We start from the raw sequence: 20731 nt of genomic DNA, 5'->3' as shown, positions 1-20731 counted from the left end.
ACAAGCATATGAGAGGATTATGGAAAATAGACCTGCTACCTCCAGTTGTTTAAACGTAAATTTCTCTTTTTCGCTTCTCTCAGATAGAAAAAGTACTTCGCTTGAGCAAGCTTTAATTCGAATAGAATGTCCGGTGAAGGCTCAACGCTATTTGCGACAAGCTTTTTTTGTCTGTTCCATTCTTCCTTTTGCTTAAAAAGCTGTTGAATTAATATCTCATCGAATTCTTTTCGAATTGATTTTCTGCGAAGAAAACCCATGTACCGTACTTCTCCTTCCTACATCTCACGTCTGCCTTCTAGAGCCTTAGAAAGTGTGACTTCATCCGCATACTCTAAATCTCCACCTACTGGGAGTCCGTGAGCAATGCGAGAGAGTTTAATTCCTGATGGTTTCAACAATCTAGAGATATACATGGCTGTCGCTTCTCCTTCAATGTTTGGGTTGGTTGCAAGAATGACCTCTGTGACTTGATCGTCTTGTAATCTTTTTAATAAGTCAGGAATTTTAATATCCTCTGGTCCTATTCCGTCCATTGGAGAAATAGCTCCATGAAGCACATGATATAAGCCGTTGTATTCTTTCATTTTTTCCATTGCAATCACATCTTTTGGATCCTGCACGACACAGATTACAGATTGATCTCTTCTTGTATCTTCACAAATATAGCAAGGATCCTGATCAGTGATATGTCCGCAAACAGAACAATAAGTTAAATTACGCTTTGCATTAACAAGTGCCTTCGCAAAATCCAGCACGACGTCTTCCTGCATACTAAGAACAAAAAAAGCCAGACGGACCGCAGTTTTAGGTCCGATTCCTGGCAATTTCATAAAGCTGTCAATCAGCTTTGATATTGGTTCAGGATATTGCATCTTCAGTTATTCCTCCTAGAATAAACCTGGCATGTTCATTCCTTTTGTGAATTGACCCATTGTTTCATTCGTTAATTCATCCACTTTTTTCAATGCATCATTTGTTGCTGCAAGTACTAGGTCTTGAAGCATATCGATGTCTTCAGGATCAACAACTTCTTCATTAATTGCCACATCAACGACTTCTTTTTGTCCATTTACTTTTACAGTGACCATACCGCCACCTGCCGTACCTTCAAGGACTTTTTCTGCAAGCTCTTCTTGAGCCTTAGCCATATCCTTCTGCATTTTTTGCATTTGTTTCATCATTTTTTGCATATTTCCCATTCCACCGCGCATATGAACACCACTCTCTTTCAAATTGTTAATCTTTAATTTCAATTAAATCGGTTCCTACTAACTTCTTTGCTTCTGCAATTAATGGATCTTCTTCAGCAGAAGCTGCCTGACCATCTGCTTGTTCTTCAGGCTGATGATCTCTTAAAAATTCTTCTCTTATTTTACCCCATTGAGCGTCAGGAACGCCAACTAATTCCACTCTTTTTCCTAGCATAGATTCTAGCAGTTGCTCAAGATTGGTTCGAACACCACTTTTATCTTCGGCCACCATCTTACAATGTATTTCAAATTTGAATTTTAAAACAAAGGCATGAGTTGCCGCCGCAACTGGTTCACTATCTGTTAATAGCGCAGCGTGAGATACCTTATTTTGCTGTTTTAATTGGGCAAGAAGCTCTCCCCATTTGCCTTTTATTTTTTCTAACTCCGGCCGCTTCGCTTCTTTTAAAATCTCATGAATTCGACCGACAGGTGCACGATAGCCATTTTTATTACTCGTTTGAGGTCGAGGTGCTTCCGTTTTTGCTTGAGGACTCTGAGACTGAGTCATTGGAACACCCTCAGCTTTTAGCCTAGATAGCTCCTGTTCCAGCCTGTCTATTTTATTCGTTAACGCTGTTAGGTCGGAATCAGCCTCAGATGATACAGCACCAGCCGTTGACTGACAGAGCTTAACCACAGCTACTTCAAAGAAAATTCTAGGATGGTTTGTCCATTTCATTTCCTGATGGCTTTTATTCAGAACTTCAATCGTTTCATAAAGAAACTGAGGTGCCACACGTTCTGAAAGAGACACAAACTTATCGTCGACTTTGACTTTTTCAAGGACACCTTCAAGATCCGGTGCTGTTTTGTAAAGAAGCATATCTCTAAAGTAGAAGATCATATCCTCTATTAATTTAGCGGCATCTTTCCCCTGTTGAAGCAATTCATTTAATGTATCCAGCGCTATCGCAATATTTTGCTCAAAAATGGCTTCAGCAAGCTGACTAATGAAATGCTGAGATACAGCACCTGTAATGAGCAGTGCATCATCAATTGTGAGCTGTTCACCACTAAATGAGATCGCTTGGTCAAGGAGACTGAGTGCGTCACGCATGCCTCCATCTGCCGCACTAGCAATAATCTCGAGTGAACCCTCTTGTATATTTAGGCTTTCTGCATCTACAATTTTCTCCATTCGTCCAACAATATCTTTTGTCGTGATCCGTTTAAAATCAAATCTCTGACATCTTGATATGATGGTAAGAGGAATCTTATGAGGCTCTGTGGTAGCCAAAATAAAGATACAATGAGCAGGTGGTTCCTCTAGCGTTTTAAGAAGTGCATTAAATGCCCCGATAGAGAGCATATGTACCTCATCTATAATATAAACCTTATATGTAACCGCTGAAGGAGCAAATTTCACTTTATCACGTATATCCCGAATTTCATCTACCCCGTTATTTGAGGCAGCATCTATTTCAATCACGTCTGAAATCGAACCGGTCGTAATCCCTCTACAGGCATCACACTCATTACACGGTTCACTAACAGGTGATTTTTCACAGTTCACTGCTTTCGCAAAAATCTTGGCAGCACTTGTTTTACCTGTTCCTCTAGGACCTGAAAATAAGTAAGCATGAGAAAACTTTTTCTGCAAAAGGGCATTTTGCAACGTTTTTGTGATGTGTTCTTGTCCAACAACATCCTCAAAAACTTGAGGTCTGAACACTCGGTATAAAGCTTGATAACTCACAAATACGCCCTCCTCCATTTATCATCATGTTCATTATACATGATGCAACGATCAATTCAAAAGTACACCTTTATTTTCTAACAAACGAAAAAGAGCATTTCCTTTAAAGACTTTTTACTTTTCTTGATTAAAAAACGTGTTTTCCTACTTTCTGAAAATGTCTGCCAGATCAACAAGAACATTTGTTCCACTTATAAATTACTTCAAAAATACCTCACCCCGAAAATGGTTTTTTTGCTATTTGTTATAAACAAAACAATTGATATATTCTTTCAATAGCAACAAAAAACTCACCTAGATAAACTAGATGAGTTACATTTAATATTGATTTACCGTGCACCTTCTGTCGATTCGCTACCCCAAGCGTTACTTAAACAGTTAGCTCGGCCCAGGCAACCCTGCGGCACATGAGAGGTTTCACTTAATGCTGCTTCCTTCCGGACCTGACATGGTTCATGAATTCCCATTGCGCAGGACCCAGACGTCAACACCACTTATTTAAGGCAGACCTTGAAGTAAACGAACCTTGAGAAGGGATTCGGCCTCGCTAGAGCGGATTGCGAGTACAGGGCACCGCTACCTCCCCGCTTAGCACGGCAAAATAAATATTAAATTGTTGGTGACGCAGACATAAGTATACCTTCTAAGTGATAAAATTGCAAACGACATCCATTCATTTACTTTTCGCCTGCTTCTTACGCTGACGGAGGTCTCGAAAGAACTGACTTAACAGCTCACCACACTCATTTTCAAGCACACCGCCAATGACTTCAGACTGATGATTGAACCGCTCATCGTCCAATAAATTCATTAAAGTACCAGCACATCCACCTTTAGGATCATAGGCACCAAAAACGACCTTTTTCACTCTTGAAAGTACAATAGCGCCTGCACACATTGGGCACGGTTCGAGTGTAACATAAAGTACAGCATCTTCTAAACGCCAGCTACCAGTCATTTTACACGCTTCATCAATAGCAAGTAATTCCGCATGAGCAATTGATCGCTGTTCACTTTCCCTTAAATTGTGAGCACGGCTTACAATTTGATCATCAACAACGATGACGGCACCGATTGGAACTTCTCCTATTTGTTTTGCTTTCAAAGCTTCAGAAATAGCTTCTTGCATAAACTGTTCATCTTTCGTCATAGCACGGCTCTCTTTTCATGTTTTTTTAAAGGATATTGAGGTTAACATATTATCACAATCTTTTAAAGGGGGTCTTGATTTGCCAAAACAACAAAAGGCACTACTTATTATTGACATGATCAATAATTTTGATTTCGAAATGGGACATGTGCTCGCTGAAAAAACAGAGCAAATGACCAATAAAATTTTAGCCCTTAAACGACACGCTTTCAAGAAAAATTGGCCAATTATCTATATCAACGACCACTATGGACTCTGGAAGGCTGATATCAAAGCTGTTATGGAAACATGCAAAAACGAAAGAAGTACCCCTATTTTAGAACAAATGGCACCATCTAAAGATGATTACTTCTTAATTAAACCTAAGCACTCTGCCTTTTACGGAACAGCACTAGAGACACTCCTAAATGAATTAGGTGTGCAAGATCTTATTTTAACTGGAATTGCCGGAAACATCTGTGTCCTGTTCACTGCAAATGACGCTTACATGCGAGAGTACAACCTTACTGTACCTAAAGATTGTATTGCTTCAAATGATGATAGGGACAACGAGTACGCTTTAACGATGATGGAGAACGTTCTTCTTGCCAAAATCACAACAACTAAAGAGATCACGGATGAAAATCAAACATGATTTATCCATCACCCTCATAAATTGTTAGCAATAACAAAGGGGGCGTTGACCATTCAAATTTATGTTGTCAAAAGAGGAGATACATTAAATGAAATTGCCATGCGTTTTAAAACAACGGCAAATGAAATCATTCGGACCAACGACATCGAAACACCAAATCAACTAGTCGTTGGACAAACAATTGTCATCCCTATTAGAGGTCAATTTTATGAGGTCAAACAAAATGATACACTTTATCAAATTGGAAGAAGATTTCAAATTTCGGTAGAAGAATTGGCACGTGTGAATCGGATTCGGCCTGAAGCCATATTGCCTATTCGTTTTTTGCTTTATATTCCACAAAGACCGAAAAGAAATATTAATTCTAATGCTTATATAGAACCTCGCGGAAACCAAGTCAGCGAAAATTTAAAGCAAGCAGCCAGAGAGGCATCTCCATACTTAACACATCTCGGTGCCTTTAGTTTTCAAGCACAAAGAGACGGCACACTTCGCGAGCCACCGTTAGATCAATTACCTCAGATTGCCGCTCAAAGCAGAACGGTTTTAACCATGGTAGTCACAAATCTAGAGAATGATAAATTTAGTGATGAACTCGGGCGAATCCTTTTAACAAATCAATCTGTCAAAACGACATTATTAAATGAAATCGTCCGCGTTGCTCAAAAGTATCAATTAAAAGAAATCCATTTTGACTTTGAATATTTACGCCCTGTTGATAAAGAAGCTTACCTTCAATTTTTAAGAGAGGCAACAACTCGTTTTCATCAACAGGGTTGGACTATTTCTGTGGCACTCGCTCCTAAAACAAGCAGTGAACAGAAAGGAAAGTGGTATGAGGCGCATGACTATGAAGCAATTGGTAAGATTGTTGATCATGTTGTACTGATGACTTATGAGTGGGGCTACAGCGGCGGGCCTGCACAAGCCGTCTCTCCGATCGGCCCTGTCCGCCAAGTCATTGAATATGCACTGACTGTCATACCTGCCAATAAAATTGTGATGGGGCAGAATTTATATGGTTATGATTGGACGCTTCCTTATGTTCAAGGAGGCCCTATCGCCAAAGCCGTCAGCCCTCAACAAGCGATTGCCATTGCTAGAGAGAATAATGTATCCATTTTATATGACGAAACAGCACAAGCACCTTATTTCCGTTATACAGATGCTAACAACAAAGAACACGAGGTTTGGTTTGAAGATGCAAGATCCATTCAAGCCAAATTTAATCTCATTAAAGAGTTAAACCTAAATGGAATTGCTTACTGGAAATTAGGTCTATCCTTCCCACAAAACTGGTTGTTGTTATCAGATCAATTTAATATTGAAAAAAGAACAACATCGTAATTCATTGGCTCTATCTCTCAGAAGGGGTATGGTACAATATACATTGGTTTGACAACTTTATAGATAGAGGAGAACGCCTATGTATCCTGCCCCTTTTATTGCAGTGGAAGGCCCAATTGGAGCCGGAAAAACAACCTTGGCTACAATGCTTTCAAAGGAATTTCAATTTCCTTTAGTAAAAGAAATTGTAGAAGAAAATCCATTCTTAGATAAATTTTATGAAGATATGGAACAATGGAGCTTTCAGCTTGAGATGTTCTTTCTATGTAATCGGTTTAAACAGTTAGAATCTATTGAAGAGAACTATGTCAAAAAACAGCAGCCGATTGTCACTGATTATCATGTCTATAAAAATATGATATTTGCAGAAAGAACCTTATCCAAAAAGCACATGGATAAATACAGAAAGATCTATCACTTGCTGACAGATGATCTTCCTAAACCAAATGCCATGATCTATATAAAAGCCAGCCTTCCCACCTTACTTGATAGAATAAAGATGAGAGGCCGATCTTTTGAAGAAGACATTGATCCAGCTTATTTAAAAACCTTGATTGAAGATTATGAGTTGGCCATCGAGCATTTAAAACAAACTGACCCAAGGGTTCCTATCATTACAATTGAAGGCGATCATACAGACTTCGTTTCCTCACAGCAAGATTACCAGCAAATTGTACAGAACATAAAGGAGCAAGTACTATGAAAAATATTGATATACCAAAGGATGCTGTCATTACAATTGCAGGGACAGTTGGTGTCGGAAAATCGACCATGACGAAAACAATAGCGGACAAGCTAGGGTTTCAAACTTCTCTTGAAAAAGTAGATGATAATCCATACTTAGAGCCTTTTTATTCAGATTTCCAAAGATGGAGCTTTCATTTACAGGTCTATTTTCTAGCTGAACGTTTTAAGGAGCAGAAACGAATCTTCGAGTCTGGTGGAGGTTATGTACAAGATCGGTCCATTTATGAGGACACTGGTATTTTTGCTAAAATGCACGCAGACAAAGGTACCATGTCAGAGGTAGACTATGAAACGTATACGAGTCTATTTGAGGCGATGGTGATGACACCTTACTTCCCTCACCCAGATGTCCTCATTTACTTACATGGGGATTTAGATCATATATTACATCGTATTGAAGAGCGCGGGAGAGAGATGGAAACTCAAACCGATCGAGCATATTGGGAAGAAATGTACACTCGATATACGGAATGGATTGAACAATTTGATCTGTGCCCTGTGATTAAAATTAATATTGAAGATTACGACTTACTTCATGATGAAAGCTCACTTGATCCTATTCTTCATGAAATTGCTTCTGTTATTCAAAAAAATCGCTCTAACACAAAATAAAAAAAACCGCTGCATTTCTCGAATGCAGCGGTTTGACAATTTCCAATTTTTATGCGTTTCAATTCAACTAAGGTAAAATCAATATGGCGGAGGAAGAGGGATTCGAACCCCCGCGGGCTTTGACACCCCTGTCGGTTTTCAAGACCGATCCCTTCAGCCGGACTTGGGTATTCCTCCGTATCGACAAGAATTAATATATCATATCATCTTATTTTAAGTCAACATCTTTTCGAAAAAAATTTCAACATTTGATTTTGGTATGAAGTTTAGCCTATAAAAAGCAGCCGATTATCGGCTGCTCTTCATCTATTACGTATCCTGTCTAATTTCTTCAATAAAAAGATTCATCTCTTCTTTAAAATCATTTAATGATTCGATAATCTTTGTAAAGTCTGTCACTTGTTTAGCTTGTTCGTTTGTTGAACTGCTGATTTGTGATATATTTTCAGATAGAGTGCCAATGCTGTCTTGGATTTCTTTTAAAAATGCATTAATGGTTTCAGCTGCTTCCTTTGATCCATCTGATAACTTACGTACCTCGTCTGCAACAACAGCAAAGCCTTTTCCATTTTCACCTGCTCTTGCCGCTTCAATTGCAGCATTGAGTCCTAACAGGTTTGTTTGTCTCGCAATACCGCCAATGGTTTTGACGACTTCTTCAATGTTTGCGGATTTCTCTTCTGCTCTTCCGGCCTGCTCACTAATTTCTAAGCTTGTAGCCGCCAGTTCTTGTGAATGAGCAGCAATTTGCTCAATTCCACCTTGTAACTCTTTCGCTACTTTATTGATATGTTCCATATAGCCGCTTAATTTCTTCTCACGATGATGTGAAAAAGCCACTAAAAAAGAACCAATCACATTTCTATCTTCATCAAAAATCGGATAACCTTTTACAGCAATTTCATAACCATATAAAGACTCTGGCAAATGCCCATCATATTCTTGTCCTCTTAATGTCGTCGCCACGTTTTGGTCCTCTGGGTTTAAAGCGTCCCCTACTTTAATGCCAAAATCTACTGTGGTCGATGGATAATAGCAAAGTACCTTCTCTGTGTCAGTGATGCCGAAAAGGACACTTTCATCTAGAACTTTTCTGAGTAATTGAGCCATTTCAACATAATAGTCAAGCCTATTCAAGGTTATTCCTTCTTTCCTAGATGCTTTTAGTTCTTTTATCGGCTTATTTTAGAAAAACTGTAGAAGTTTAGGTAAAAAGAATAAGATGCCATGACGGCATCTTATTTTATCACTTCTTTATTTCCCATATAAGGACGTAACACCTCAGGAATGATCACTGTTCCATCCTCTTGTTGATAGTTTTCTAAAATGGCTGCAACAGTTCTTCCTACTGCTAAACCAGATCCATTTAATGTGTGGACGTGTTCTGGCTTTGCTTTAGGCTCAGGGCGGAATCGAATGTTTGCTCGTCTCGCTTGGAACGCTTCAAAGTTACTGCAAGAAGAAATTTCACGATACGTATTTTGGCTTGGAATCCATACTTCGATATCGTATTTCTTCGCAGCCGTAAAGCCTAAATCTCCTGTACACATGCTCATGACACGGTATGGCAGGTTCAATAATTGAAGAACTTTTTCTGCTTGGTTTGTTAGTTTCTCTAATTCTTCATAAGAATCTTCTGGTCTGACAAATTTCACAAGCTCTACTTTGTTAAATTGGTGCTGACGGATGAGTCCGCGCGTATCTCTGCCAGCAGAACCAGCTTCTGATCTAAAACAAGCACTAAATGCTGCATAATTGATTGGCAGCTGCTCTCCTTCAAGAATTTCGTCACGGTGCATGTTCGTAATTGGCACTTCAGCCGTTGGAATGAGAAAATAATCTTCTTCTCGAATTTTAAAAGCATCCTCTTCAAACTTTGGAAGCTGTCCAGTTCCTGTCATGCTTGCTCTGTTGACCATATAAGGTGGTAGTACTTCAGTAAAACCAAATTCATCTACGTGTAAATCCAGCATAAAGTTATAAAGTGCACGCTCTAACCGTGCGCCTAGCCCTTTATAAAAAACGAAACGGCTTCCTGTCACTTTTCCTGCACGTTCAAAATCCAAAATTTTCAGCTCATCCGCTACATCCCAATGCGGCTTTGGTTCAAATGAGAAGGCTGGCTGTTCGCCCCATTTTCTCACTTCAATGTTGTCACCTTCTGTTTCACCGACTGGTACAGAATCATGAGGGATGTTTGGAATTGAGAACAGGATGGTTTGCAGGCTTTCCTCTACTGTTCTTAATTCATCATCCAACTTCTTAATCTCATCGCCTACCTCACGCATTTCTTGAATAATGTGATCAGCGGCTTTCTTTTCTCTTTTTAGAACAGCCACTTGCTGTGATACTTCATTTCTTCGGCTCTTTAATACTTCTGTTTTGCCGATTAATTCTCTTCTTTTTTGATCTAGTTCACCAAACTTATCAAAATCCGCTAAATCTTCACCTCGATGGGCTAATTTTTCTTTGATTTGATCAAAATCCGTGCGCAGTTGTTTAATATCCAGCATGTGTAACACTCCTTTTTTATCGAAAAATAAAAAGAGCCCTCATCCCATGAAAGGGACGAGAGCTCTCGCGTTGCCACCCTGATTGAAAACACGCCAAAAGCATGCTTTCCTCTTTCCTCTGTAACGGCATCACCGTAAATGCTTACTTCGTGTTTCAGCATTTCGCTCAAGGATGGATTCAGAATGCATCTTTCACCGATTCTCACCAACCATCGGCTCTCTGAGAAAGAGGGGCTTCTTACTATTTCCCGTCAACGCTTTTTCGATCTTTGATTGTGATTTTAATGTACTATAAGTTTTATCTCTTTTCAACCGTTTTATACAGCAAGCTTCGTTTTATAGGACTCCACCATCTCAACAAACAGCTGTGTTAACCGGTGGTCATCTGTCAGCTCTGGATGAAAAGAACAACCTAAGATATTGTTTTCTTTCGCCATCACAATCCTGCCGTCATACTCAGCCATGACCTCTACGCTCTCATCTGCGCTGATGATATGAGGCGCACGGATGAACACTCCTGTAAACGGCGCATCCAGTCCTTTCACTTCTACATCTGCTTCAAAGCTGTCTACCTGTCTGCCAAACGAATTACGTGCAACAGATACATTTAACAGTCCAAGATGAGCATCTTCTCGATCTTCTATATGCTTTGCCAGCATAATCAAACCGGCACAAGTCCCAAATATCGGTTTACCTTGAGCAGCGAACGCTTTAATCGGTTCAATGAATTGGTACGTATCCATGAGTCTTCTCATTGTCGTACTTTCACCACCAGGGATAATGAGACCGTCAACAATTTCTAACTCCTCTACCCGCTTGATGATCTTTCCCGCTGCGCCACAAGCTTCAATCGATTGAATATGCTCTCTCACCGCTCCTTGAAGCCCTAGTACACCAATTGTTAGCATGTTCGTTTGCGCTCCCTTAATTACCAGCCACGCTCTTGCATACGCTCTTCTGGCAATAGATTTGAAATTTCAATTCCTTTCATCGCTGTTCCAAGCTCTTTAGAAAGCTCTGCAATTAGACGGTAATCTGTGAAATGAGTCGTTGCTTCTACAATCGCTTTTGCAAACTTAGCTGGATTGTCTGATTTGAAGATACCAGAGCCGACAAATACACCATCTGCTCCAAGCTGCATCATTAATGCTGCATCTGCTGGTGTCGCAACACCTCCAGCTGCAAAGTTTACAACTGGCAATTTGCCTTCTTTTTTAATTTGAACCAATAATTCATAAGGTGCGCCTAAATTTTTGGCTTCTGTCATCAATTCATCTTCACTCATTGCCGCCACTTTACGAATTTGAGCATTGACCTTTCTCATATGACGGACAGCTTCTACAATGTTTCCTGTACCAGGCTCACCTTTTGTCCGTAGCATTGAAGCGCCTTCTGCAATACGGCGAGTCGCCTCACCTAGATCACGACATCCACATACGAAAGGTACCGTGTATTCATTTTTATTTAAATGGAATTCCTCATCTGCGGGCGTCAGCACTTCACTCTCATCAATATAATCAACACCAAGTGCTTCAAGAACACGAGCTTCCACGATGTGGCCGATACGTGCTTTTGCCATGACTGGAATCGTTACTGCATTTTGTACTTCTTCTACGATTCTTGGATCTGCCATACGGGCAACACCGCCTGCTGCACGGATATCAGCTGGTACTCGTTCTAGTGCCATCACTGCCACTGCGCCTGCTTCTTCTGCGATTTTTGCCTGCTCAGCATTGACGACATCCATAATGACGCCACCTTTTTGCATTTCTGCCATTCCACGTTTTACTCGTTCAGTTCCCTTATTGCTCACAATTGTTTCCTCCCATTTGTCTATTCGATTGATTCAACACCTTTATCATACAAGCGATAGAGTATAACAATAAAGAGAATAGTATAACAATTCAATCAGCTCACAAAAAAGGATAAACCCTTATACATCAAGGTTTTATAGTTAAAAAAGCATCATTACCTCTTTTAAGAGTAATTGACATGTTATAATGTAACTATAACAATCTGAAACCATGTATAACAATTTCACGCTCATTGGAGGATTCTCATGCATATTGATATCCATCGACATTCAGATACATCTCTTTCGAATCAGATTTACTTTTCCATCGTTGATCACATTCAATCAGGTCTGCTTCAGCAAGGCGATAAGCTGCCGACTGTACGTGATCTAGCGAAACAGCTCAATGTGAGTCTTGTCACAGCAGCAAAAGCATATACACGGCTTAAGGACGACGGATTTTTAACGACTGTACAAGGGAAAGGTACGTTTGTGAATGAGCAGCATGAGCAAACTGACATCCCGGTTCAGTCATCTACTTCTTTCGATTGGCAGTTATCGATCCCTGATTATTTACCAAGGTCTCAATTCGCTCAGTATCACTATGTCGAAGAAGCCATTAATCTTTCTTCCTCTATGATTGATCCTGGTCTTTTACCTAACCGGTATTTAGAAAAAGAAATGCAGCATGTCCTTGCCCGACATCCTCAAATCATGTCAAAATACGGAGAAATACAAGGTGACCTTCAGCTTCGTCAGGTCATTCAATCATTTCTAGAAAAATTAGATGTCCCTTCTACTCCTGAAAATATCCTTGTCACTAGCGGTTCTCAGCAAGGACTTGATTTAGTAGCACGTACATTTATCGGGCCGGATGATGTAGTTGTCATGGAGGCGCCCACCTATCCAGGCGCAATTGATGTCTTTATGGGGAGAGGGGCTCGAATTATTACGGTTCCTGTCGATCATGAAGGAATGAACATGAAACAGCTTCAAAGCATTTGTGATAAATATAAACCAAAGCTCATCTATACCATTCCTACTTTTCACAGTCCTACAGGCGCCAGTATGTCGTTGAAACGAAGAAAACAGCTACTTTTACTGGCACAAAGCATTGATTGTCTCATTGTAGAAGATGATCCTTATCGTGAGCTTTATTTTGAAAAGAAACCGCCGGCACCTATTAAAAGCCTGGATCACGATGGACACGTCATTTATTTACGAGGATTAAGCAAGACACTGGCTCCAGGATGCAGAATTGGAATTATTACAGCGTCAGGCTCTATATTTAACCGTTTATTAGCAGCAAAGGCCAATAATGATTTAGGGAGCCCACTTCTCACCCAAAAGGCTATTTTACCGTTTCTCACATCCAAGAAAATGATCGATCATACGAAAAAATTAAGAACTGCCTTGAAGGTGAGACGCGATTTGATGATGGATGTGTTGACAAAGCATGCGCCAAAGGACGTCACGTGGCAAATCCCACAGGGCGGGCTCAATTTGTGGCTTAGCTTTCCTTCCTGGGTCGATACACGTGCCCTATTACATGAGGCACGGAAGCAGCAAATCACCTTCCTTCCTGGCTCTGTCTGCTATCCTGGCGAGCCGAAGCAGAATTATATACGTCTCAGTTTTTCTTATGTGAACGAAAAGGCACTGACAGAAGGGATGGAAAAGTTATGTGGTATTTTTCAGCAGGCCTTGTCTACACCTCAAAACCACAAACAATCTCTTTTCTTTTAACGATAAAAAAACTGCTCTCTATATGTGAGAGCAGTTTTTTATTAGAACCAACCTTTTACTGTGTCAACGATTCCGCCCCAAATGCCAGAGAAGAATCCACCTACACCACGCATTGCAAGGATGAACCAGTTTGCTTTTTCATCACCTGTTTTCGTCACAAGCTCAACACCTGATTGGTCTTTACTCAAATAGCCGTAGTCCTTCTCATCACCAGAATAAGAAGTCGTCAGCATGCCAACCTTTGTTCCTTTTTTAATAGGAGCTTCTAGGTTCTTTTTATCAATATTTACTTTCGCTTTATAGCTCTTCTCATCACCATTTTTAACCGGTACAGAGAAAGCTTCTTTCGTCACGACGGGTACTTCTTTATCTTTCCCTTTATCGACTTCGATGTTTTCATGTCCCTTGATTTGTTGGCCTTTTTTGTACATTTCTTTCATCGTGAAGTTTTTAAAGGCATAATCGAACAATTTTTTCGCCACATCGAAACGAGCTGTATGAAGATTCCCTTTAGCATTCAGGACAACTGCGATCACACGCATGTCACCACGTTTTGCTGTACCTGTGAAGCTAGAACCAGCTGAATCAGTAGAGCCCGTTTTCAGACCGTCTACGCCTTCATATTCTTTCACAAGTCCTTTAAGCATAAAGTTCCAGTTTGGCATGTCCATTTCATCATCTGTGCCTTCTCTGAACTTTGTTTTCGCGATGCTTGCTGTTTCAAGAATTTCTGGGTGATCTTTGATGAGATGCTGCGCAAGCAATGCCATATCCTTTGCGGAAACTTCACTTTCTTCATCTGGGCCCGTACCTTTTGGCTGTTTGCCATGTAAGTCTTTATTTTCTAATCCAGTTGCATTCACGAATTTGTAATTGGTTAAGCCAAGTTCTTTTGCTTTTGCGTTCATTTTTTCAACAAACTTCGATTCTGATCCAGCGATTACCTCTGCTAGACCAATTGCTGCTGCATTTGCTGAATAAATAGCCGTTGCTTGATAAAGTTCTTTGACAGTATACGAACCATCTTTTCTCAATGGAACATTGGATAAACTGCGGTCCTGGGAAATTTCGTACACATAATCATCTGGCGTATATGTTTGATCCCATTTCACTTTGCCTTCAGCAATCGCCTCTAGTAATAGATACTCTGTCATCATCTTTGCCATACTTGCAATAGGCAGTCTTTGTTCTGCATTTTTACTATAAAGAATTTTACCTGTAGAAGCTTCAATAAGGATGGCTGCTTTCGCATTCACATTGAATGGATCTTCAGCCGCTTTTGCTTTGGACATTGGGGTAAATGCAGTAACAATCAATGCCAATGCAAGGATAGAGACCATAAGCTGTTTCAACATCTTGCTGTTCAATCGTCATACCTCCGTATTCATCTTTTTTCGACGTTTTTCATATATATTTAATCCACAAGGGCTTATTTCGACACAACAGTATAAATTTTATCACAATAAAGACAAAAAAAATAGACAGAGTCATAGACCCTGTCAAATGTAATTTGATTGTCACAATTTATCAAGAAATTGTGTAGTTTGGTGATTCTTTTGTAATTTGTACATCATGTGGATGACTCTCACGAAGACCTGCACCTGTCATGCGAATGAATTGTGCTTCTTCTCTAAGAGTACGTAAGTCCTGTGTTCCACAGTAGCCCATACCAGAGCGAATACCGCCAACGAGTTGGTAAACAGTATCAACAACTGGCCCTTTATATGGTGTACGTCCTTCGATACCTTCTGGAACGAATTTTTTATTATCTTCTTGGAAGTAACGATCTTTACTTCCTTTTTCCATTGCAGCAACAGAACCCATACCACGATATACTTTGAAACGTCTACCTTGGAAAATTTCTGTTTCTCCTGGGCTTTCAGATGTACCAGCAAGAAGACTTCCCAGCATAACAGCATGTCCACCAGAAGCTAATGCTTTCACGATATCACCTGAATATTTAATTCCACCATCTGCAATAATAGATTTACCATGTTTTCTTGCTTCTGTTGCACAGTCATAAATCGCTGTGATTTGTGGTACACCGACCCCTGCAACAACACGTGTTGTACAAATCGATCCTGGTCCAATACCCACTTTTACAATATCTGCTCCAGCTTCAAACAATGCTTTTGTTGCTTCAGCTGTTGCAACGTTACCAGCAATGATGTTAAGAGAAGGATACGTTTCACGGATTTTCGATACAGTGTCTAGAACACCTTGAGAATGACCGTGTGCTGTATCAATGACGATCACATCAACATTGGCTTCTACTAATTTTTTCACACGAGTCATTGTATCGCCAGTGACACCTACAGCGGCACCAACAATTAAACGGCCATGTGCATCTTTAGAGGAGTTAGGGAATTCAATCACTTTTTCAATATCTTTGATGGTGATGAGACCTTTTAATGTTCCTTCGTCATCTAAAAGAGGTAATTTTTCAATTTTATATTGCTGAAGGATTTTTTCAGCTTCTTCTAATGTTGTTCCAACAGAAGCTGTCACAAGTTCCTCTTTTGTCATCACGTCGCTAATCTTCATTGAATAATCCGAAATAAAACGAAGGTCACGGTTCGTAATAATCCCAACAAGCTTTTGATCTTGTTCGTTATTGACAATTGGTACACCAGAAATACGATATTTACCCATTAAATGTTCCGCATCGAATACTTGATGATCCGGTGTTAAGAAAAATGGATTTGTAATAACACCACGCTCTGAACGTTTTACTTTGTCCACTTGTTCAGCTTGCTGCTCAATAGACATGTTCTTATGGATGATTCCAAGACCACCTTGACGTGCCATTGCAATCGCCATTTGTGATTCCGTCACAGTATCCATTCCTGCACTAATAATTGGAATGTTCAACTTTAAAGTGCTTGTTAACTCAACTGATAAATTGACATCACGCGGAAGCACCTCAGACTTTGCTGGAACAAGCAACACGTCGTCAAACGTCAAACCTTCTTTTGAAAATTTACTTTCCCACATTAGTAAATCCCCCTCTTTTCGGCAAAATATTATATGTAGATTATCAACTAGGAAACAGCATGTCAAGGAAGCAACAAACAGTTGCAATTTTTAGAAAATATAAAGAGAGTTGAGGAAGAAGATGAAAAGTTCAGGATGGAAGGATTTAAAACGTTTTTACTCACTAGAAACTTCCCAAAAGTTTCTATTTCAACAGTACGAGAAACGGAACATTCAGGATGCAAATCAACAAGCCTATAAAAACTGTGAACGATTTATTTACTTTTTAAAGCATGGCCATACATTTTATGACCAAGCCGCATCAGCTCCACTTGAACTAAAACCGATTTTATTATTTTATGGAATGGCACAGCTGTTAAAGGCATGTTTACTGACAGTAGATCCCGACTATCCATCTCAAACCTCTGTCTTAGCTCACGGTGTAACCTCAAGAAAAAGAAAGAAGCAACATTATCGTTTTAGTGAGGATGAAGTAAAGATTCAGCGAAACGGATTATGTATGCATGTATTAAAGCACTTATTTCGTTTAAATGGTCTTGAAGATGAGCGATTTACGATGATCAATCTCCTTTCAAAAATACCTGAAATGGGTCACATTCTGGAGTTTCAAAAACAACCCTCTACTTTAGTGAAAGTAGAACAAGCAAATGGCATGTTGATTCAAGATCATATTCCCTTGCTCTATAACATGTCTGCCGAACGTTTTATTGAATATTTTGAGTTCCATACAACTTGGAAGCTTAAGCAACGAGAGGCTAAAAAACTAACATTTGATGTATTTTCAGAAGAAAACCCTGCTCTTGCTACTCACCTTCATTATGATTTAGAAATGAATCAATGGTTCATTCCATCAACACGAGATGCCTTTTTAGGGATTCCTGAGATCATCAGCCATTACTTGTTAATGTATAACCTCAGTATGATTGCCCGCTACGAAACAGAATGGTGGTACGAGCTTTTATCTCAATACATTAGTGATGATTATGTCATGATTGAACGTTATATGGAGATTGCAGAGGACAAGTTTCCGGCTTATATCATGATGCTGCTAGAAGAAAACACAAAAAAGACCAGTTCCGATTGGAACTGATCCTTTGAAAAGCTTGGCGGCGTCCTACTCTCACAGGGGGAAACCCCCAACTACCATCGGCGCTGAAGAGCTTAACTTCCGTGTTCGGTATGGGAACGGGTGTGACCTCTTCGCTATCGCCACCAAACCTGATGGAGAGAATGTTCTCTCAAAACTAGATAACAACGTTCATGCTTCACATTAGAATATAGGTTAAGTCCTCGATCTATTAGTATCTGTCAGCTCCACGTGTCACCACGCTTCCACCTCAGACCTATCAACCTGATCATCTTTCAGGGATCTTACTTCCTTGCGGAATGGGAAATCTCATCTTGAGGGGGGCTTCATGCTTAGATGCTTTCAGCACTTATCCCGTCCGCACATAGCTACCCAGCGATGCCCTTGGCAGAACAACTGGTACACCAGCGGTGCGTCCATCCCGGTCCTCTCGTACTAAGGACAGCTCCTCTCAAATTTCCTGCGCCCGCGACGGATAGGGACCGAACTGTCTCACGACGTTCTGAACCCAGCTCGCGTACCGCTTTAATGGGCGAACAGCCCAACCCTTGGGACCGACTACAGCCCCAGGATGCGATGAGCCGACATCGAGGTGCCAAACCTCCCCGTCGATGTGGACTCTTGGGGGAGATAAGCCTGTTATCCCCGGGGTAGCTTTTATCCGTTGAGCGATGGCCCTTCCATGCGGAACCACCGGATCACTAAGCCCGACTTTCGTCCCTGCTCGACTTGTAGGTCTCGCAGTCAAGCTCCCTTGTGCCTTTACACTCTGCGAATGATTTCCAACCATTCTGAGGGAACCTTTGGGCGCCTCCGTTACATTTTAGGAGGCGACCGCCCCAGTCAAACTGCCCACCTGACACTGTCTCCCTGCCCGATAAGGGCAGCGGGTTAGAAGGTCAATACAGCCAGGGTAGTATCCCACCGATGCCTCCACCGAAGCTAGCGCTCCGGTTTCCAAGGCTCCTACCTATCCTGTACAAGCTGTACCAACATTCAATATCAGGCTGCAGTAAAGCTCCACGGGGTCTTTCCGTCCTGTCGCGGGTAACCTGCATCTTCACAGGTACTATAATTTCACCGAGTCTCTCGTTGAGACAGTGCCCAGATCGTTGCGCCTTTCGTGCGGGTCGGAACTTACCCGACAAGGAATTTCGCTACCTTAGGACCGTTATAGTTACGGCCGCCGTTTACTGGGGCTTCAATTCGCACCTTCGCTTACGCTAAGCGCTCCTCTTAACCTTCCAGCACCGGGCAGGCGTCAGCCCCTATACTTCGCCTTACGGCTTCGCAGAGACCTGTGTTTTTGCTAAACAGTCGCCTGGGCCTATTCACTGCGGCTTCTCGGGGCTTTAACACCCTAAGAAGCACCCCTTCTCCCGAAGTTACGGGGTCATTTTGCCGAGTTCCTTAACGAGAGTTCTCTCGATCACCTTAGGATTCTCTCCTCGCCTACCTGTGTCGGTTTGCGGTACGGGCACCTCTCACCTCGCTAGAGGCTTTTCTTGGCAGTGTGGAATCAGGAACTTCGCTACTAAATTTCGCTCGCCATCACAGCTCAGCCTTCACGGGAAACGGATTTGCCTATTTCCCAGCCTAACTGCTTGGACGCGGATATCCAATACCGCGCTTACCCTATCCTCCTGCGTCCCCCCATTGCTCAAATGGTGAGGAGGTGGTACAGGAATATCAACCTGTTGTCCATCGCCTACGCCTTTCGGCCTCGGCTTAGGTCCCGACTAACCCTGAGCGGACGAGCCTTCCTCAGGAAACCTTAGGCATTCGGTGGACGGGATTCTCACCCGTCTTTCGCTACTCATACCGGCATTCTCACTTCTAAGCGCTCCACCAGTCCTTCCGGTCTGACTTCACTGCACTTAGAACGCTCTCCTACCACTGTTCGTAAGAACAGTCCGCAGCTTCGGTGATACGTTTAGCCCCGGTACATTTTCGGCGCAGAGTCACTCGACCAGTGAGCTATTACGCACTCTTTAAATGGTGGCTGCTTCTAAGCCAACATCCTGGTTGTCTAAGCAACTCCACATCCTTTTCCACTTAACGTATACTTTGGGACCTTAGCTGGCGGTCTGGGCTGTTTCCCTTTCGACTACGGATCTTATCACTCGCAGTCTGACTCCCAAGGATAAGTCATCGGCATTCGGAGTTTGACTGAATTCGGTAACCCGGTAGGGGCCCCTAGTCCAATCAGTGCTCTACCTCCGAGACTCTTACCTTGAGGCTAGCCCTAAAGCTATTTCGGAGAGAACCAGCTATCTCCAGGTTCGATTGGCATTTCACCCCTACCCACACCTCATCCCCGCACTTTTCAACGTGCGTGGGTTCGGGCCTCCATTCAGTGTTACCTGAACTTCACCCTGGACATGGGTAGATCACCTGGTTTCGGGTCTACGACCACGTACTCATGCGCCCTATTCAGACTCGCTTTCGCTGCGGCTCCGCATCTTCTGCTTAACCTTGCACGGGATCGTAACTCGCCGGTTCATTCTACAAAAGGCACGCCATCACCCGTTAACGGGCTCTGACTACTTGTAGGCACACGGTTTCAGGATCTATTTCACTCCCCTTCCGGGGTGCTTTTCACCTTTCCCTCACGGTACTGGTTCACTATCGGTCACTAGGGAGTATTTAGCCTTGGGAGATGGTCCTCCCGGATTCCGACGGAATTTCACGTGTTCCGCCGTACTCAGGATCCACTCTGGAGAGAACAACATTTCAGTTACAGGGCTGTTACCTTCTTTGGCGGGCCTTTCCAGACCTCTTCGCTTATATCGTTCCTTTGTAACTCCGTATAGAGTGTCCTACAACCCCAAGAGGCAAGCCTCTTGGTTTGGGCTGTTCCCGTTTCGCTCGCCGCTACTCAGGGAATCGCATTTGCTTTCTCTTCCTCCGGGTACTTAGATGTTTCAGTTCCCCGGGTATGCCTTCTCATACTCTATGTATTCAAGTATGGATACTACTCCATTACGAGCAGTGGGTTTCCCCATTCGGAAATCTCCGGATCAAAGCTTGCTTACAGCTCCCCGAAGCATATCGGTGTTCGTCCCGTCCTTCATCGGCTCCTAGTGCCAAGGCATCCACCGTGCGCCCTTTCTAACTTAACCATTTCTTACTTTAGAAAGAATCACTATGTGTGATG

The 20731-nt window shown here is 41.8% G+C and carries 17 protein-coding genes, 1 tRNA gene, 2 rRNA genes, 1 other RNA gene and 1 other annotated feature; of the genes, 6 read left to right on the top strand and 15 right to left on the bottom strand.

The genetic code is table 11. The features are described from left to right. Window positions 1-35: 35 nt before the first annotated feature. The 6 genes from ABG082_RS00155 to tadA all read right to left on the bottom strand — a co-directional run bounded on the left by ABG082_RS00155 (window position 36) and on the right by tadA (window position 4102). On the bottom strand, window positions 36-260 hold the full coding sequence (locus ABG082_RS00155; protein ID WP_008342008.1) for a YaaL family protein: 225 nt from the start codon (window positions 258-260) through the stop codon (window positions 36-38). 18 nt (window positions 261-278) lie between these two features. Further along, window positions 279-875, bottom strand: coding sequence for a recombination protein RecR (gene recR, locus ABG082_RS00150; protein WP_003218094.1), 597 nt, complete (start codon window positions 873-875; stop codon window positions 279-281). A gap of 15 nt (window positions 876-890) precedes the next feature. Beyond that, the gene (locus tag ABG082_RS00145) at window positions 891-1214 is read right to left on the bottom strand and encodes a YbaB/EbfC family nucleoid-associated protein (protein ID WP_008342011.1); all 324 of its coding nucleotides are present in this window, start codon (window positions 1212-1214) and stop codon (window positions 891-893) included. 25 nt (window positions 1215-1239) lie between these two features. After that, window positions 1240-2952: a DNA polymerase III subunit gamma/tau gene (gene dnaX / locus ABG082_RS00140; RefSeq protein WP_212047539.1), complete on the bottom strand. Its 1713-nt coding sequence runs from the start codon at window positions 2950-2952 to the stop codon at window positions 1240-1242. Window positions 2953-3284: 332 nt separating this feature from the next. Next, an RNA gene (ffs, locus tag ABG082_RS00135) (signal recognition particle sRNA large type) lies at window positions 3285-3549 on the bottom strand. Between the two features lie 76 nt (window positions 3550-3625). Further along, window positions 3626-4102 (bottom strand): tRNA adenosine(34) deaminase TadA, encoded by a 477-nt coding sequence (gene tadA / locus ABG082_RS00130; protein ID WP_008342015.1) that lies wholly within the window; start codon window positions 4100-4102, stop codon window positions 3626-3628. 79 nt (window positions 4103-4181) lie between these two features. Here tadA and ABG082_RS00125 point away from each other — a divergent pair, with 79 nt between their 5' ends. From ABG082_RS00125 to ABG082_RS00110, 4 genes are all read left to right on the top strand, one after another. Further along, window positions 4182-4736 carry an isochorismatase family cysteine hydrolase gene (locus tag ABG082_RS00125; RefSeq protein ID WP_113747071.1) on the top strand — a complete coding sequence of 185 codons (555 nt, stop codon included), beginning with the start codon at window positions 4182-4184 and terminating at the stop codon, window positions 4734-4736. Window positions 4737-4781: 45 nt separating this feature from the next. Further along, on the top strand, window positions 4782-6083 hold the full coding sequence (locus ABG082_RS00120) for a glycoside hydrolase family 18 protein (RefSeq protein WP_060780816.1): 1302 nt from the start codon (window positions 4782-4784) through the stop codon (window positions 6081-6083). Window positions 6084-6162: 79 nt separating this feature from the next. Then, entirely contained in the window at window positions 6163-6786 is a 624-nt protein-coding gene (locus ABG082_RS00115; RefSeq protein WP_007496058.1) for a deoxynucleoside kinase, read from the top strand. Next, window positions 6783-7442, top strand: a complete 660-nt coding sequence (locus ABG082_RS00110) for a deoxynucleoside kinase (RefSeq protein ID WP_008342023.1) — start codon at window positions 6783-6785, stop codon at window positions 7440-7442. Before ABG082_RS00115 ends, ABG082_RS00110 begins: the two co-directional genes overlap by 4 nt. 84 nt (window positions 7443-7526) lie before the next feature. Here ABG082_RS00110 and ABG082_RS00105 read toward each other — a convergent pair. From ABG082_RS00105 to pdxS, 5 genes are all read right to left on the bottom strand, one after another. After that, window positions 7527-7619: transfer RNA gene (locus ABG082_RS00105), tRNA-Ser, on the bottom strand. 132 nt (window positions 7620-7751) lie between these two features. Continuing rightward, window positions 7752-8579, bottom strand: coding sequence for a methyl-accepting chemotaxis protein (locus tag ABG082_RS00100; protein ID WP_326849164.1), 828 nt, complete (start codon window positions 8577-8579; stop codon window positions 7752-7754). A gap of 101 nt (window positions 8580-8680) precedes the next feature. Beyond that, window positions 8681-9955 carry a serine--tRNA ligase gene (serS, locus tag ABG082_RS00095; RefSeq protein ID WP_348936420.1) on the bottom strand — a complete coding sequence of 425 codons (1275 nt, stop codon included), beginning with the start codon at window positions 9953-9955 and terminating at the stop codon, window positions 8681-8683. Window positions 9956-10003: 48 nt separating this feature from the next. Then, window positions 10004-10219: a binding site (T-box leader), on the bottom strand. A gap of 53 nt (window positions 10220-10272) precedes the next feature. Beyond that, window positions 10273-10863 carry a pyridoxal 5'-phosphate synthase glutaminase subunit PdxT gene (gene pdxT, locus ABG082_RS00090; protein WP_008342030.1) on the bottom strand — a complete coding sequence of 197 codons (591 nt, stop codon included), beginning with the start codon at window positions 10861-10863 and terminating at the stop codon, window positions 10273-10275. A gap of 20 nt (window positions 10864-10883) precedes the next feature. After that, complete coding sequence (gene pdxS, locus ABG082_RS00085) at window positions 10884-11768, bottom strand: pyridoxal 5'-phosphate synthase lyase subunit PdxS (RefSeq protein WP_025206589.1); 885 nt, start codon at window positions 11766-11768, stop codon at window positions 10884-10886. Window positions 11769-12014: 246 nt separating this feature from the next. Here pdxS and ABG082_RS00080 point away from each other — a divergent pair, with 246 nt between their 5' ends. After that, entirely contained in the window at window positions 12015-13493 is a 1479-nt protein-coding gene (locus ABG082_RS00080; protein ID WP_017359016.1) for a PLP-dependent aminotransferase family protein, read from the top strand. Window positions 13494-13534: 41 nt separating this feature from the next. Here the strand turns inward: ABG082_RS00080 and ABG082_RS00075 are convergent, their stop codons facing one another. Together ABG082_RS00075 and guaB are read right to left on the bottom strand one after the other, a co-directional pair. Further along, the gene (locus ABG082_RS00075) at window positions 13535-14860 is read right to left on the bottom strand and encodes a D-alanyl-D-alanine carboxypeptidase family protein (RefSeq protein ID WP_348936419.1); all 1326 of its coding nucleotides are present in this window, start codon (window positions 14858-14860) and stop codon (window positions 13535-13537) included. Window positions 14861-15020: 160 nt separating this feature from the next. Further along, complete coding sequence (gene guaB, locus ABG082_RS00070) at window positions 15021-16487, bottom strand: IMP dehydrogenase (protein ID WP_008342039.1); 1467 nt, start codon at window positions 16485-16487, stop codon at window positions 15021-15023. A gap of 121 nt (window positions 16488-16608) precedes the next feature. Here guaB and ABG082_RS00065 point away from each other — a divergent pair, with 121 nt between their 5' ends. Continuing rightward, on the top strand, window positions 16609-17577 hold the full coding sequence (locus tag ABG082_RS00065; protein WP_008342041.1) for a YaaC family protein: 969 nt from the start codon (window positions 16609-16611) through the stop codon (window positions 17575-17577). 11 nt (window positions 17578-17588) lie between these two features. On the opposite strand, the gene rrf is transcribed toward ABG082_RS00065, so the two are convergent. Further along, window positions 17589-17704, bottom strand: a 5S ribosomal RNA gene (rrf, locus tag ABG082_RS00060). A 61-nt stretch (window positions 17705-17765) separates the two neighbouring features. After that, window positions 17766-20696 (bottom strand): 23S ribosomal RNA (locus tag ABG082_RS00055). Between the last annotated feature and the right edge of the window lie 35 nt (window positions 20697-20731).

The organism is Bacillus sp. BS1807G30 (genome assembly GCF_040047675.1).
GTDB classification, from domain to species: domain Bacteria; phylum Bacillota; class Bacilli; order Bacillales; family Bacillaceae; genus Bacillus; species Bacillus altitudinis.
This window is presented reverse-complemented; position numbering and strand designations above follow the sequence as displayed.

Coding starts and splice junctions, on each gene's coding strand:
- ABG082_RS00155 (WP_008342008.1), bottom strand. CDS start 260: ATGGGTTTTCTTCGCAGAAAATCAATTCGAAAAGAATTCGATGAGATA.
- recR (WP_003218094.1), bottom strand. CDS start 875: ATGCAATATCCTGAACCAATATCAAAGCTGATTGACAGCTTTATGAAA.
- ABG082_RS00145 (WP_008342011.1), bottom strand. CDS start 1,214: ATGCGCGGTGGAATGGGAAATATGCAAAAAATGATGAAACAAATGCAA.
- tadA (WP_008342015.1), bottom strand. CDS start 4,102: ATGACGAAAGATGAACAGTTTATGCAAGAAGCTATTTCTGAAGCTTTG.
- ABG082_RS00115 (WP_007496058.1), top strand. CDS start 6,163: ATGTATCCTGCCCCTTTTATTGCAGTGGAAGGCCCAATTGGAGCCGGA.
- ABG082_RS00110 (WP_008342023.1), top strand. CDS start 6,783: ATGAAAAATATTGATATACCAAAGGATGCTGTCATTACAATTGCAGGG.
- serS (WP_348936420.1), bottom strand. CDS start 9,955: ATGCTGGATATTAAACAACTGCGCACGGATTTTGATCAAATCAAAGAA.
- pdxT (WP_008342030.1), bottom strand. CDS start 10,863: ATGCTAACAATTGGTGTACTAGGGCTTCAAGGAGCGGTGAGAGAGCAT.
- ABG082_RS00080 (WP_017359016.1), top strand. CDS start 12,015: ATGCATATTGATATCCATCGACATTCAGATACATCTCTTTCGAATCAG.
- guaB (WP_008342039.1), bottom strand. CDS start 16,487: ATGTGGGAAAGTAAATTTTCAAAAGAAGGTTTGACGTTTGACGACGTG.
- ABG082_RS00065 (WP_008342041.1), top strand. CDS start 16,609: ATGAAAAGTTCAGGATGGAAGGATTTAAAACGTTTTTACTCACTAGAA.